Annotated in this window: 11 protein-coding genes; all 11 read left to right on the plus strand. The window is 71.5% G+C overall.

All coding sequences use genetic code 11. The annotated features are described in order from the left end of the window. The first annotated feature begins 1,122 nt into the window (after nt 1-1,122). The 11 genes from QSK15_RS31095 (at nt 1,123) to QSK15_RS31145 (ending at nt 14,189) form a co-directional block, all read left to right on the plus strand. Nucleotides 1,123-1,794, plus strand: coding sequence for a hypothetical protein (locus QSK15_RS31095; RefSeq protein ID WP_285797695.1), 672 nt, complete (start codon nt 1,123-1,125; stop codon nt 1,792-1,794). Between the two features lie 149 nt (nt 1,795-1,943). Continuing rightward, complete coding sequence (locus QSK15_RS31100) at nt 1,944-2,408, plus strand: DUF948 domain-containing protein (RefSeq protein ID WP_030335603.1); 465 nt, start codon at nt 1,944-1,946, stop codon at nt 2,406-2,408. A 27-nt stretch (nt 2,409-2,435) separates the two neighbouring features. Further along, complete coding sequence (locus QSK15_RS31105) at nt 2,436-2,741, plus strand: hypothetical protein (protein WP_285797621.1); 306 nt, start codon at nt 2,436-2,438, stop codon at nt 2,739-2,741. After that, nucleotides 2,738-5,416 (plus strand): alanine--tRNA ligase, encoded by a 2,679-nt coding sequence (gene alaS / locus QSK15_RS31110; protein ID WP_285797622.1) that lies wholly within the window; start codon nt 2,738-2,740, stop codon nt 5,414-5,416. The genes QSK15_RS31105 and alaS overlap by 4 nt, the downstream gene beginning before the upstream one ends. Nucleotides 5,417-5,488: 72 nt before the next feature. Then, complete coding sequence (gene ruvX, locus QSK15_RS31115) at nt 5,489-5,947, plus strand: Holliday junction resolvase RuvX (RefSeq protein ID WP_124857577.1); 459 nt, start codon at nt 5,489-5,491, stop codon at nt 5,945-5,947. Continuing rightward, nucleotides 5,947-7,140 carry an endolytic transglycosylase MltG gene (gene mltG / locus QSK15_RS31120; RefSeq protein ID WP_285797623.1) on the plus strand — a complete coding sequence of 398 codons (1,194 nt, stop codon included), beginning with the start codon at nt 5,947-5,949 and terminating at the stop codon, nt 7,138-7,140. Before ruvX ends, mltG begins: the two co-directional genes overlap by 1 nt. Beyond that, entirely contained in the window at nt 7,140-7,967 is an 828-nt protein-coding gene (locus QSK15_RS31125) for a shikimate dehydrogenase (protein ID WP_285797624.1), read from the plus strand. Before mltG ends, QSK15_RS31125 begins: the two co-directional genes overlap by 1 nt. A 117-nt stretch (nt 7,968-8,084) precedes the next feature. After that, the gene (locus tag QSK15_RS31130; protein ID WP_285797625.1) at nt 8,085-9,791 is read left to right on the plus strand and encodes a glycoside hydrolase; all 1,707 of its coding nucleotides are present in this window, start codon (nt 8,085-8,087) and stop codon (nt 9,789-9,791) included. Between the two features lie 222 nt (nt 9,792-10,013). Then, nucleotides 10,014-11,951: a hypothetical protein gene (locus QSK15_RS31135; protein WP_285797626.1), complete on the plus strand. Its 1,938-nt coding sequence runs from the start codon at nt 10,014-10,016 to the stop codon at nt 11,949-11,951. Nucleotides 11,952-12,082: 131 nt separating this feature from the next. Then, the gene (locus QSK15_RS31140; protein ID WP_245233720.1) at nt 12,083-12,598 is read left to right on the plus strand and encodes an acyltransferase; all 516 of its coding nucleotides are present in this window, start codon (nt 12,083-12,085) and stop codon (nt 12,596-12,598) included. Next, nucleotides 12,591-14,189: a lipopolysaccharide biosynthesis protein gene (locus tag QSK15_RS31145; RefSeq protein ID WP_285797627.1), complete on the plus strand. Its 1,599-nt coding sequence runs from the start codon at nt 12,591-12,593 to the stop codon at nt 14,187-14,189. The genes QSK15_RS31140 and QSK15_RS31145 overlap by 8 nt, the downstream gene beginning before the upstream one ends. Nucleotides 14,190-14,253 lie beyond the last annotated feature (64 nt).

Below are 14,253 nucleotides of genomic sequence, written 5' to 3' on the forward strand. Positions count from 1 at the left end.
GTGGACCGGCCGGAGCGGCCGGCGGACTGGCTGCGCCAGGCCGGCCGCCTGCCGCACACCGACCCGGGCCTGCCGGTGGTCAACCGCCGAGAGGGCAGCCCTCCGGCCGGAGCGCGCCGTCCGGCGTCGCCCACCGGGCCGGGAGAGCACGCCGACCAGGCGTCCGGTCGTCTCGCCGTGCCGGACCCGGCCGCCGAGCGCACCGCTGCCCGCCGGCCCGCCGGCCCGCCGGTCGATCCGGGCGCTGACGCACCCACCGGTCGTCGCGGCGTCCGGCCCGATCCGCTGGGATCGACCGGAGAGCAGGCTTCGCCCTATCCGCCGGCCCCCGGCGAGCGGCCCGCCCGTGGTCGGGGCGCCGCGGCCGTACCCACTCCCGACCCCACCGTCCGGCGCGGCCGGGCCGCGGCGGGGCCCGGTCCGGACGCAGCGCCCACCCCGGACCCGACCGGCCGACGACGTCGTCCGGCAGCCGAGCCCGGTCCCGACGGTACGGCCGGTCCCGGTCGACCCGGGCCCGCCAACGACACCGGCGAGGACACCTACGGCGGTGGGCGACCCGCCCCCGGCGTCGGTTCCGCGGCTCGGGGCGCCGCCCGATCCACCCCACCCGGCCGGGCGAGGCCCATCCCCGGCGACGCGCCGGCACCCGGGACCGGACGTCGGGGCGTTGACGGCCCGGTGCGCCCCGGCCCGGGTGTGGAGGCGGCCGCGACCCGTCCGGACGGTCCTGCCCGTGCGGCGGTGCCGCCGGCTGGGGACGGTCCGCCACGCTCACGTCCCGACGGTCCGGCTCGCGCCGCCGTCCGTCCGCCCGGTGCGCAGCCGCCCACCGACGAGCGGACCACCGGTGAACCGGGGCCGGCGGGTTCGGCCCGTGGCGGCGCGCCGGTCGGCCGACCCTCGCCGGCCGACCGCGCCGCCGGGCGGGCCCTGCCCCCGCATCGGGAGCCCGGTCGTGCCGAACCGAGCGGTGTCGCGCCGGTGCCGCCGCCCGCACGCGCCGGCGAGCCCGTCGGCGTGGCGCGCGCCGCCGTGGTGGTGCCCTCCGCGTCCGCTCCGGTCGACCGGCCGGCGCCGGAGCCCACCGACGGACCGGCGCTGCGCGCGGCCGGCCAGGACGTGCCGGACGACGCCGCGCCCGGTGCCCGTTCCGAGGAACGCCGACAGACCCGGGAGCGGCGCCGGCTACGCGCGGCGGTGTTGGTGCTGGTCAGCGTCGTGCTGCTCGGCGCGGTGCCGCTCTTCTTCGGCCTCCGGACGCTGAGCCGTGACCCGGTCTTCGACAACCTGGACCAGCTCAACGTGCCCGGTTGGGCGGCCGCTAAGACCGTCGACGACGTCAGCGGCAGCCGGTGGTGCCTGATCGACTGCCGGTTGCGGGAGCGGACCGTGACCTCGGAGAAGGCGCCCGAGGAGACCGCGCGGGTCTACGAGGACGCGCTGCGTGCGGACGGGTGGCGGCCGTGGAAGGTGAGCCGCTGTCCGGAGCAGGAGACGAAGGGCAGCTACACCTGCTGGCGTCGCGACGAGCTGACCCTCGACCTGTGGGTCCGCGAGCCGACCTGCGTGCCACCGCCGGTGGACGGCGAGCCGGCAGTCGTGCCGTCCGGTGACCCGTCGGCCGCTGCGACCGAGTGCACCGGCTCGTTGGTGTCGGTGAAGGTGCGCAATGCGATCGACGACGAGCGGACCAGGCCGCAGCCGACCACCGACCCGTCACTGACCGGTGAGGATCCGTTCCCCACCGTCAGTGCGGATCCGCTGGGCGAGCTGACACCCTCACCGTCCTGAGCCGGTCTCCATCACGGACGGTAGGGTCTGGGGCTGGCGGGCACGCCCGCCGCCGGTGAACGCCGACGGCTCGGCGGCCGGTACGGGTGTCATGGTTGTGCGTTCCGGGGACGTCGGGTCCTGCGGAACTCTGCATGAGGAGGACAGGCATGGGCGACATTGGAGCGATCGCGGCGCTGATCGCGGCATCCGCGTTCGCGGTGCTGGTGCTCATCCTGACGCTGCCCATCCTGCGGCTGCGGCACACGGTTGACGCCACCACCCGCATGATCAACGACCTCAACGATCGGACCGCGCCGCTGCTCGGTGACGTGAACACCACGGTGAAGAACGTCAACACCGCGCTGGAGCAGGTGCAGACCTCGCTCGACGGGGTGAACCTGCAGTTGGCGAAGGTCGACACCATGACCAGCCACGCGCAGAACGTCACCGCCAACGTCGCCAACCTGGCCACCGTCGTCTCCGCCGCGGCCGCCAACCCGTTGGTCAAGGTGGCCGCGTTCGGCTACGGCGTGCGGAAGGCCGCCGCCGGCCGTCGGCACGCCGAGACCGAGCGCCAGGTGCGCGACACCATCAAGCAGCAGCGACGGGCCGCGCGACGCGGCAACAGCTGACCGGCCGGACCAGGAGGGTAGCGGGACATGAGGCGCTTGTTCTGGCTCGGCATCGGGGTGGCCGTCGGCGTGATCGTGGTGCGCAGGGCGACCCGGACCGCGCAGGCGTACACGCCGGCCGGCATCGCCAACTCGCTGACGGAATCCGCTGGCGGCCTCGTTGAGTCGCTGCGTAGTTTCGTGGAGGACGTCCGGGTCGGGATGGCCGAACGCGAGCAGGAGATCCACCAGGCGTTCGCCCAGGGCGAGGCGTTCGACGATCAGTTCGCCGAGCTGCGGGAAGACCCGCGGATCGGCGATCGAGAAATCTTTCCGGAGGAACACCAGCGATGAAGACGGCGGAGATCAAGCGGCGGTACCTCGCGCACTTCGAGGCGAATGGCCACACCGTGGTGCCGTCCGCTCCGCTGCCCGCCATCAGCGACCCGAACCTGCTGTTCGTCAACGCCGGCATGGTGCAGTTCGTCCCGTACTTCCTGGGTCAGCAGACTCCCGCGTACCAGCGGGCGGTCAGCGTGCAGAAGTGCATCCGCACGCCGGACATCGACGAGGTCGGCAAGACCAGCCGGCACGGCACGTTCTTCCAGATGAACGGCAACTTCTCCTTCGGTGACTACTTCAAGGCCGGGGCGATTCCGCTGGCGTGGGAGTTGTCCACGAAGCCGATCGCCGAGGGTGGTTACGGGCTCGATCCGGACCGGATCTGGCCGACGATCTACCTCGACGACGACGAGGCGTACGAGATCTGGCGGTCGGTGGGGGTGCCCGCCGAGCGGATCGTTCGCCGGGGCAAGGCGGACAACTTCTGGTCGATGGGCATTCCCGGGCCGTGCGGCCCGTCGTCGGAGCTGTTCTACGACCGGGGCCCGGAGTACGGCCGTGAGGGTGGGCCGGCGGTCGACGAGGACCGCTACATGGAGTACTGGAACCTCGTCTTCATGCAGTTCGAGCGGGGCCCGGGTACGACCAAGGAGGACTACCCGATCCTGGGTGACCTGCCGGCGAAGAACATCGACACCGGCATGGGCCTGGAGCGGATGGCCTCGATCCTGCAGGGCGTCGACAACCTGTACGAGATCGACGAGGTCCGGCCGATCCTGACCCGGGCGGCGGAGCTGACCGGTAAGCGGTACGGCGCGCACTCCGGGCACGTGGCCAGCGAGTCGCACCCGGACGACGTCCGGCTGCGGGTGATCGCCGATCACGTGCGGACGGCGTTGATGCTGATCGGCGACGGGGTGACCCCGTCGAACGAGGGCCGCGGGTACGTGCTGCGCCGCATCATGCGTCGGGCGATCCGGTCGATCCGACTGCTCGGCTGGCAGGACCGGGCGCTGCCCGAGCTGCTGCCGGTGGCCCGCGACTGCATGTCCCCGTCGTACCCGGAGCTGGCGACCGACTTCGACCGGATCGCGGACTACGCGTACGCGGAGGAGGAGGCGTTCCTGTCCACCCTGCGGGCGGGGACGACGATCCTGGACACCGCGATCGCGGAGACCCGCACGGCGGGCGGCTCCGCGCTGTCCGGGGCGAAGGCGTTCCAGCTGCACGACACGTACGGCTTCCCGATCGATCTGACCCTGGAGATCGCCGCCGAGCAGGGCCTCACCGTCGACGACGAGGGTTTCCGGCGGTTGATGGCCGACCAGCGGACCCGGGCGAAGGCGGACGCGCAGGCCCGCAAGACGGGGCATGTGGACCTGTCGGCGTACCGCTCGGTGCTCGACGCGGGTGGGCCGGTGACGTTCACCGGTTACAGCGAGGTGTCCCGCGAGTCGACGGTGCGGGCGCTGCTCGGCGTCGACGGCCCGCGCCAGGCGGCGACCGAGGGCGACACCATCGAGCTGGTGCTGGACACCACCCCGTTCTACGCCGAGGGTGGTGGCCAGCAGCCCGACCAGGGCATGATCACGGTCGGTGGCGGGCAGGTCGAGGTGCTCGACGTGCAGCAGCCGGTGCCCGGTCTGATCGTGCACCGGGCCCGGGTGATCCGGGGTGAGGTGCGCGCCGGTGAGGCCGGCTTCGCCGAGATCGACACGACCCGGCGGCGGGCGATCTCCCGGTCGCACACCGCCACCCACCTGGTGCACCAGACGATGCGGAACTTCCTCGGTGAGTCGGCCACCCAGGCCGGGTCGCTGAACGCCCCCGGTCGGCTCCGGTTCGACTTCAACACCCCGACGGGGGTGTCTCCGAGCGTCCTGCGTGACGTGGAGCAGCAGGTCAACGAGGTGCTCCTGGCCGACCTTGAGGTGCACGCCTTCATCACCTCGTTGGAGGAGGCGCGGCGGATCGGCGCGATGGCGCTGTTCGGCGAGAAGTACGGCGAGGAGGTGCGGGTCGTCGAGGTGGGTGACTACGCCCGGGAGCTGTGCGGCGGCACGCACGTGGCCCGCTCGGCCCAGCTCGGCCTCGTGAAGATCCTCTCCGAGTCGTCGATCGGTTCCGGTGTCCGCCGGGTCGAGGCGTTGGTCGGCATGGACGCGTTCGGTTTCCTGGCCAAGGAGCACCTGTTGGTCTCCCGGTTGGCCGAGCTGTACCGGGTGCCCAACGACCAGGTCGCCGACCGGGTGGAGCAGACCGTCACCCAGCTTCGCGACGCCGAGAAGGAGCTGGAGAAGCTGCGCGCCCAGCTGGTGCTGGGTGGCGCGGCGGCGCTCGCGGCGCAGGCCAAGGACGTGCGCGGGGTCGCGTACGTGGGCACCGAGGCACCGGAGGGCGCGGCCGGCAACGACGTGCGGACCCTGGCCCAGGAGATCCGCGGCAAGATCGACCCGGCGCGGCCGGCGGTGGTCGCGGTGGCGGCCCGGTCGAACGGCAAGGCGTCCCTGGTGGTGGCGGTCAACGCGGCGGCGCGCGGCCGGGGCCTGGCGGCGTCGGATCTGGTGAAGGCGGCGTTCTCGGGGCGCGGCGGTGGCAGCCCGGACCTGGCGCAGGGCGGCGGTCTGCCCGCGGCCGAGGCGCCGAACCTGCTGCTCACCGTCGAGAAGGCGATCACCGAGGCGTGATCGACCATTACTGTGGGTCAGGGCGGGCCATCTGGTCCGCCCTGGTTCGTACCCGGCCGGTGGTGACCGTCGGTGGCTGAGTTGACGCGTGGGGTACGGATCGGCGTGGATGTCGGTCAGGTGCGGGTGGGTGTCTCCCGCTCGGACCCGGACGGGATCCTGGCAACGCCGCTGGTCACCCTGGCCCGCGATCTCACGGCGGCGCCGGACGCGGTGCCGAGCGACCTCGCCGAGCTGGCCGCGTTGGTGGCCGAGCACGAGGCGGTGGGGGTTGTCGTCGGCCTTCCGGTCAATCTCGCCGGCAAGCACGGCCCTGCGGCCGCCCACGTGAAGGCGTACGCTGACCGACTGGTCGATGTGATAGCGCCTGTCCCGGTAACGCTCACTGACGAGAGGATGTCGACCGTGGTCGCTTCTCGTAGGCTTGCCGAGCGTGGCGTCCGAGGTAAACGTCAACGTGCGGTTGTCGATCAGGCGGCCGCGGTGGAGATCCTGCAGAGCTGGCTGGACGCGCAGCGGAGGCGGACGTAATGATCGACGATCTGGACCTTGGGTTCGACGAGCCAGAGCGGGGGGAGAAGGGTCGGCACCGGCGCGGCTTCCGCAAGCGCAAGAGCGGGTCCGGCGGCGGCCGAGGCAAGACATTCCTGGCACTGCTGATGGCCCTGGTCCTGTTGGGCGCGATCGGCGGCGGCGCGTTCTACGGCTTCGACCGGATCCAGAACTACTTCGTCACCCCCGACTACGACGGCAGCGGGGCCGGTGAGATCACCGTCGAGATCAAGAACGGCGCGCTGCTCGCCGACATGGCCGACGCCCTGGTGGCGGCCGACGTGGTGAAGAGCCAGAAGGCCTTCATCGAGGCGGCCGAGGCCAACTCCCGCAGCAAGAACATCCAGCCGGGCACGTACAAGCTGCGCAAGCAGATGAGCGGTGAGAACGCCGTCGCCGCGATGCTGGACCTGAAGAACAAGATCGTCAACGGGTTGACGATCCCCGAGGGCCGCACGAGCTTCAACATCTACAAGCTGCTCTCCGAGAAGACCAAGATCCCGGTCAAGGACTTCCAGGCCGCCGCGAAGGACCCGGAGGCGCTCGGCGTCCCGGACTGGTGGTTCAAGCGCGACGACGGCAAGAAGATCGTCAAGTCCGTCGAGGGCTTCCTCTTCCCGGACACCTACGAGATTCCGCCGAAGTCCACCGCCGAGAGCATCCTCAAGCTGATGGTGAATCGCTTCCTCTCCGTCACCGGAGAGATGAAGTTCGCCGACCAGGTGCAGGAGAAGCGCAAGGTCAGCCCGTACGAGGCGCTGATCGTGGCCTCCCTGGCCCAGGCCGAGGCCGGCAACAAGGACGACCTGGGCAAGGTCGCCCGGGTGGCCTACAACCGGGCGTACGGCGACTTCCCGTGCAACTGCCTGGAGATGGACGTCACCGTCAACTACTACCTGGAGTCGATCGGCAAGCCGACCAAGTCGTCCAAGCAGATGACCGCGGCCGAGCTGGACGACCCGAAGAACCCGTACAACCGCAAGCTGCCCGGAATGATCCCGACCCCGATCAACAACCCCGGCAAGGAGGCCCTGGAAGGGGCGATGAACACGCCGCCGGGCAAGTGGCTCTTCTTCGTGGCGATCGACAAGGAGGGCCACTCCGCCTTCGCCGAGACGTACGAGGAGCAGAAGCGTAACGAGGCCAGGGCCAAGGAGGCCGGCATCATCTGATGGAGTCTCGACGGCGGGCGGCGGTGCTCGGCACACCGATCGCGCACTCCCTCTCCCCGGTGATCCACAACGCGGGCTACGCGGCGGCGGGGCTGACCGGGTGGTCGTACACCCGGATCGAGTGCGCGGCGGCGGAGCTGCCGGATCTGGTCGCCGGCCTGGGCCCGGAGTGGGCCGGGTTGTCGGTGACCATGCCGGGCAAGGAGGCGGCGCTCGCGGTGGCCGACGCCGCCTCGCCGGTCGCCGCCGCCGTCGGCGCGGCCAACACGTTGGTACGCCGTCCGGACGGCTCCTGGTACGCGGACAACACCGACGTCGCCGGCATGGTGGACGTCCTCACCGACGCCGGGGTGAGCGCCGGTGCCGCCGTGACGGTGCTCGGTGCCGGTGGGACGGCCCGCGCCGCGCTCGCCGCCGCCGCGCAGCTGGCCTGTTCGGCGGTGACGGTGGTGGCCCGCCGACCGGAGGCGGTCGACGAGCTACGACCGGTGGCCGACGAGCTGGGTGTCACGCTGACGCCCGCTCCATGGTCCGATGCGCCCCGGCGCCTCTCGACCGCCGACGTGGTCGTCTCCACAGTGCCGAAAGGAGTCGCCGACCCGCTGGCCGGCACGGTGGCCTGGCGGCCGGGCACGGTGCTCTTCGACGCGCTCTACGACCCGTGGCCGACACCGCTGGCGACCGCCGCCGACGCGGCAGGCTGCCGGATCGTCTCGGGCCTGGATCTGCTGCTGGCCCAGGCGGTCGGGCAGTTCGAGCAGTTCACCGGAGTGGCCGCGCCGAGGGCAGCGATGGCCGCCGCGCTGGCGACGGCTCGCGCCGGCTGAAGCGTCCACACCTTAGCTGACGGTTAAGACGCGCTTACGGAAAACTGTCCTACCTGCGACCTGTGCTGGTCATCGATACGCTGCTCACCGTTATGGACGCAGACACAGGGAGTTTCCTTGACCAGGCACGGACTGCACCGCATCACCCGGTTCCGTTCCGGACCCCGGCGTAAGGCGATTGCCATCGGCGTGGTCGGCGGTTCGGTGGTGGCCGGCATCGTGGCGACCATGATGCCGCTGCTGGCCAGCGACGACCTGTCGATCCGGGCGGCGGCGGACACCACCGCGACCGCGGTGACGCAGGACGGTGACAACGCGGCCAAGACGACCCTCGCGACCTGCGCGACGCGCTGCGACGGCAACCCGCGCGGTGCCCGCGAGGCGGTCATCGAGTTCGCGGTGACCACCGTGCCGGCCGCCGCGGTCAACGTCCGGGCGACGCTGCGGATGCATGCCTGGCAGCAGTTCGCCGCCACGGTGACGGCGCACGCGTCGCCGTTGAGCGCCCGCGAGTCGCGGCCTCCGCTGACGCCGGCCGGCGCAGCGTTGGACAGCGTGACCAGCGTGTCCAAGGGCGTCAACGAGTGGGACGTCTCCAAGCTGGTCACCGGCAACGGCACCTGGACGGTCTCGCTGGCGCAGAGTGGCCTGGAGAGCCGGATCTACTGGGCGTCGGTCGAGAACCGCAACCCGGACCTGCGACCCAGCCTGGTGATCAGCTATGACCTCGGGTCCCGGCCGTCGCCGGTGACGACCACCCGGCCGGCGCCGCCGCCGGCGCCGAGCGCGTCACCGACCACCGCCGCGCCGAAGCCGTCGCCGACCATCGCCCCGACCCGGACGGCGACCCCGAGCCCCACCGGCACCCTTCCGGCCGGCAAGTGTGGGTCCGTCTCGGACAAGCTCGTCCCGTCCTGTGGCGCCTGGTGGGGCATGTACTCGCCGGCCGGAGCGGCCGGCGGCTGGGACCACGGCAAGGCCGTCGCGGACGTGGAGGCGCAGGTCGGGCGCAAGTTCGACATCGTGCACCGCTACCACGACTTCTCCAACTCCGGCAGTAACGGCGCCTTCCCCGACGTGTACGAACAGCAGCAGATGCGCGAAGGCCGCCTGATGTTCTTCGCCTGGGAGTCCCGCGACTTCTCCGCCGGCACCACCCTCAAGTGGTCCGATGTCTACGGAGGCAAGCAGGACGCGACGATCGACGCGGTCGCCGGCCGGATCCGGGCCACCGGCGTACCGGTGTTCATCGGCTTCGACCACGAGCCGGAGGACGAGCCGAACAAGGGCAGCGACGCCGACTTCGTACGGGCCTGGCGCTACGTCCACGAGCGGTTCGCCAGCGCCGGCGCGACCAACGCGGTCTGGGTCTGGACGATGATGGGCTGGTCGGGGCACTACTCCCGGTACGCCGGCCTGTACCCCGGTGACCGGTACGTCGACTGGGTCGCCTACGACCCGTACAACTTCCACGTCTGCAACGGCAGCACGGTGTGGAAGAGCCCGAGCACGACGATTGGCGGCTTCTACCGCTGGTTGGACGACAACGGCATCGGCGCCGGCAAGCCTCGGATGCTCGCCGAGTTCGGCACCAACTTCAACTCCGCCGACCCGGGTGCCAAGCAGCGCTGGTTCCAGGAGTTCCCGGCGGCGCTGAAGGCGCACCCGAAGATCAAGGCGGCCATCTACTTCAACTCGGCCGGTATGACCAGCCGCACGTCGACCTGCGACATGACGATGAACCACGACGCCGCGGCAATTGCGGGCTTCACGCAGGCCGGCAAGGACGCCTACCTGCGGCAACCCACCGGAGGTAGCCGCTGACGACCCGAGTGAACTGACCGGACGGCGTTCGTCGGGGGGTCGCGCAACCGATCCTCCGGCGTTCTGTCGGCTTGCGGATTCATGCACCGCCCAATCGGCGGATTTTGTTAACCAGGCTGGACGAGGCACGCTACCCCGGGTTCTCATCCAATCTGGAGGCGCAGCGTGCCCATACTTCCGCACTTGTGGCGTTCCGCAGGACGACGTCGTACTCGGGCGGGGATGGTCGCGTTGGCGATCATCGCCGCAGCTCTGGGCGTGCCCACCACCGCGTCGGCCGCTGTGGTACCGGCCCCGACGACGGCGACGCTGGTGTCGGCGAACCCCGCCGACGCGACCCCGCACGCGCGGGACGGTGAAACCCGCGCCTTCGCGCAGGTGGGCAACACGGTCTTCGTCGGCGGCAGCTTCACCCAGCTCCGGCAGACCGCCAGTTCCGCGTGGATCACGCAGCGCTACCTGTTCGCGTACGACCGGACCACCGGCACCATGTCGACCACGTTCCTGCCGGTGCTCGACGGCGCTGTCAACACCCTCATCGCCGGCCCCGGTGGCACGTTGATCGTCGGCGGCGCCTTCAAGAACGTCAACGGCGTCTCCCGGAAGAACCTGGTGGCGCTCAACCCGTCGACCGGCGCGATCATCGACAGCTGGGTCGGGCGTTCCGACGGTGGCACGGTCCGCGACCTGGCGCTGTCCGGCAACTGGCTGTACGTGGCCGGTGCGTTCAACTGGCTCAACGGCACCGCGCACGTGGGTCTGGGCCGGCTCAACGCGACCACCGGCGCGATCGACCCGAACTTCAGCATCGACGCCACGGTGGGGCGGCACAGCACCACGTCGTACGTCTGGACCATCGACGTCGCGCCGGACGGCAACACCCTGGTCGTCGGCGGCAACTTCACGCTCGTCAACGACCTGCCGCGCAACCAGATGGCGTTGGTGGACGTCTCCGGGACGCCCACGGTGCTGGACTGGAGCAGCGACAAGTTCGTCGCGCCGTGCGCCTCGCCGGCGACCTTCGTGCACTACGTGCAGGACGTGAAGTTCGGTGGCGACGGCAGTTGGTTCGTGGTCGGCACCAACGGTGGCGCGGGCTGGCCGTCCGCCTACTGCGACGCCCTGGTCCGCTTCGAGACCGCCGCGCGGGGCAGTGGCCAGCTCGCCACGTGGGTCGACTTCACCGGTAACGACACCATCACCTCGGTGGAGGTGGCGGACAACGTCATCTACCTGGGCGGGCACTTCCGCTGGCTGAACAACCCGAACGCCAGCGACAAGGCCGGCAACGGGGCGATCGACCGGCTCGGCATCGCCGCCGTCACCCCGGCGACCGGCATGCCGGTGAACTGGAACCCGCGCCGCAGCGGCAGCGCGTCGATGCCCGCCGGCACCACCGCGTGGGGTTCGTCGGTACCGGTGTTGTGGCGCGGCTCGGACGGCCTCTACTTCGGGCACAACTCCGACGGCATGGGTGACGAGTACCACGGCCGGCTGGGCATGTTCCCGCTGGCCGGCGGGCGCACGATCGCCCCGAAGAACCCGCCGTCGGCCGCCAGCGGCAACCTCTACCTGAGCACCGCCCCGGGCACCGTGGCGAAGGTGCCGTTCGACGGCACCACGCTGGGCACCGCGACCACTGTCAGCCAGCCCGCGTACACGGCGGCCGGTGCGACGTGGCGGGTGGACGACCGGATCTACTGGTCGCACACGGTGGCCGGCACGCCCACCGGTAGCCGGATCGACGTCTCGCTCTTCAACGGGGGCGCGATCGGTTCGCCGTGGGAGGCGTCCGGCTACAACGACTGGTACAACCCGGCGTTGCTGACCGGTGCCTTCTTCCTCGACGGCAGGCTCTACTACACCCGTACCGGGGCGAACAGTCTCTTCTACCGCTACTTCGAGATCGACGGCAACTACCTCGGCGCCACCGAGTTCACACTGCCGAGCACCGGGCAGAACTGGTCCGGTGTGCGGGGGATGGCCTGGGTGAACGGTCGGATCGTCTACGGGGCCACCGATGGCAACCTGCGCAGTGTGGCGTTCGATCCGACGGCCGCGCCGGCCGCCGTGGTCAGTGGTGCCACCGGCTTCGTGGTCAGCACCGCGACGCCCGAGTTGTCCTGGTCTACCCCATCGACGTTCTTCTCCGTAGAGTAACGGTCAACCGTTCGTAACGGAGGATCGGTAGATTGTTCACGTAGGGCCGGTGGCGGCTACCGCCGCCACCGGCCCCGCGACGTGGGGGAGGCTCGTTGCTCGGCGCCGCTGGCATCCGAACGAGACGCGCGGTGCGTCTGGTCTTCGCGGTCAAACGCGGCTGGTACCGGCTCCGCTACCGGCGGTTGACGCTCGGCCGGGACGTGGAGATCCGTGGCCGGATCCGGCTGCGCCGCGGCGTGCGGGTGACCATCGGTGACCGCACCCGGTTGAACAAGCTCGTCCGCTTCGCCGGCCCCGGCGAGGTGCGCGTCGGCGCGGACTGCCTGCTCAACGCCACCTGGATCGGCACCTGGACGTCGGTGACGGTGGGGGACCGGTGCCTCCTGTCGGACTGCGAGCTGCTCGACAACGACTTCCACAACCTGCCCCCCGAACAGCGGCACGCACCGCCGGGCCCGCTCACCCGGGCCCCGATCGTCCTTGAGGACAACGTCTGGGTCGGTGCGCACGCCCTGGTCCTGAAGGGCGTGCGGGTCGGCCGCGACAGCGTCGTCGGCGCGGCGACGGTGGTCCGCACGGACGTACCACCCGGCGTCGTGGTCGTCGGCAATCCTCAACAGACGGTGAAGAAGTTCCATGACTGACGCAGCGCCCGCTTCCTGGCCCACGGACGGCCCGTCCTCCGGCACCTCCCGGGCCGTGACACTGACCGACCTGCTGCGGGTGCCGATGCACCGGTTGCGGTTGGTGGCGGCGGTCGCCCTGGTCGGTCTGCTCGCCGCGCTCAGCTACGTGCTGCTGGTGCCGCCGGCGCTGTCCGCGAGCGCGGTGGTCGCGGTCCGACCGGTGGTGACCGACGCCTTCACCCCCAGCGGCGCGGGCGCCGACCGCGCGGTCAACATGAACGTGGAGAGCGGCATCGCCACCGGCACCGAGGTGGTGCAGCGGCTCGCCGAGTCGGCCGGCGGCGACCCGCGCGACATCCGCAACGCGCTCGAGGTCGAGGTGCCCACCGGCGGGCAGATCCTGCGCTTCACCTACCAGGCGCGCGACGCGCACCGGGCGGTGCAGAGCGCCAACATGGCCGCCGAGGCCTACCTGAACGTGCGCCGGGCCATGTACGAGCAGCAGCGCGCCGAGATGCTGCGTTCCTACGACGAGAGCATCACCAAGGTCGTTGCCCAGCAGACCGCGTTGCAGAAGCGGGCGAACACCGCCAAGGACACCGCGGCCGGCGACGCGCTGGTGGCCGAGCTGGCCGGGATCAACAACCAGCTCACCCAGCTCAACGCCGCCCGTACCGAGATCGCGGCCGTCGACGTCAACCCCGGCTGGGTCACCCAGACCGCCGAGAAGGCGCTGGTCACCTCCGCCGGGCACCGGCCGCTCTACATGGTCGCCGGCCTGCTCGGTGGCGCCCTGGTCGGCATCGTGCTGGCCTACCTGTGGGAGTCGACCGACCGGAGGGTCCGCTCGATCGCCGACGGCCGGGAGGCCTCCGGCCTGCCGTTGCTCGGCACGGTGCGCCGACCGGCGTTCCGGGGCAGCCCCCGGGCGGTCGACGCCGACGTCCGGTACGTGGCGATGGCGGTCGCCGAGCGGGTCCGGCAGCCCGCCCGGGTGGCGCTGCTCAGCGCGCGGGAGGACGCCACCGCGCTCACCGCCGGGCTCGCGGTGGCGCTCGCCGTCGACGGCCGGGAGGTCTTCGTCGCCGACGACAGCGGCCGGATCGAGCGGCTGCGGGCCAGTGTGCTCGCCGACCGGGGACGACTGCCCATCGACCCCTCCCGGCCGCTGGTGCCCAAGCCCCGACCGGCCGGCAGCACACCGACCGCCGGTGCCACCACTGACGGCGCACCCGCCCGCCGGCCCTCCCCGCACCCGCCCGGCGCCCGCCCGTCCACCGACCCGGACGCCACGCTGACCCTGCCCCGGGTGTCGTCCGCCCGCCCGGAGAACAATCGCGTCGTCGCCCCGGACGAGGTTGCCGTGGGAGTGGGCAGTGTCCGGTTCGGCACCTGGCGACAGGGCGCCGATCACGGTCTGGTCCTGTTCAACGCCCCTCCGGCCGAGTCCGACGAGCGTGGCGTGGCCGTCGCCCGGCAGGGCAGCGCGGTGGTGGTCGTCGAGCGGGACCGCACCCGGCAGAGCGACCTGCGACGCCTCGTGGAGCGGCTGCGCGCCGCCGGCGTCACCCCGCTGGGCTTCGTGCTCACCCGAAACGGCCGGGCCTGAGCGTGTCGGTGACCCGCGCCCCGGCCACCGAACCACCGTCCGGAGGCGCTCCGGAACAGGCCGC

Source organism: Micromonospora sp. NBRC 107095 (assembly GCF_030269705.1).
Taxonomy (GTDB): Bacteria; Actinomycetota; Actinomycetes; order Mycobacteriales; family Micromonosporaceae; genus Micromonospora; species Micromonospora parva.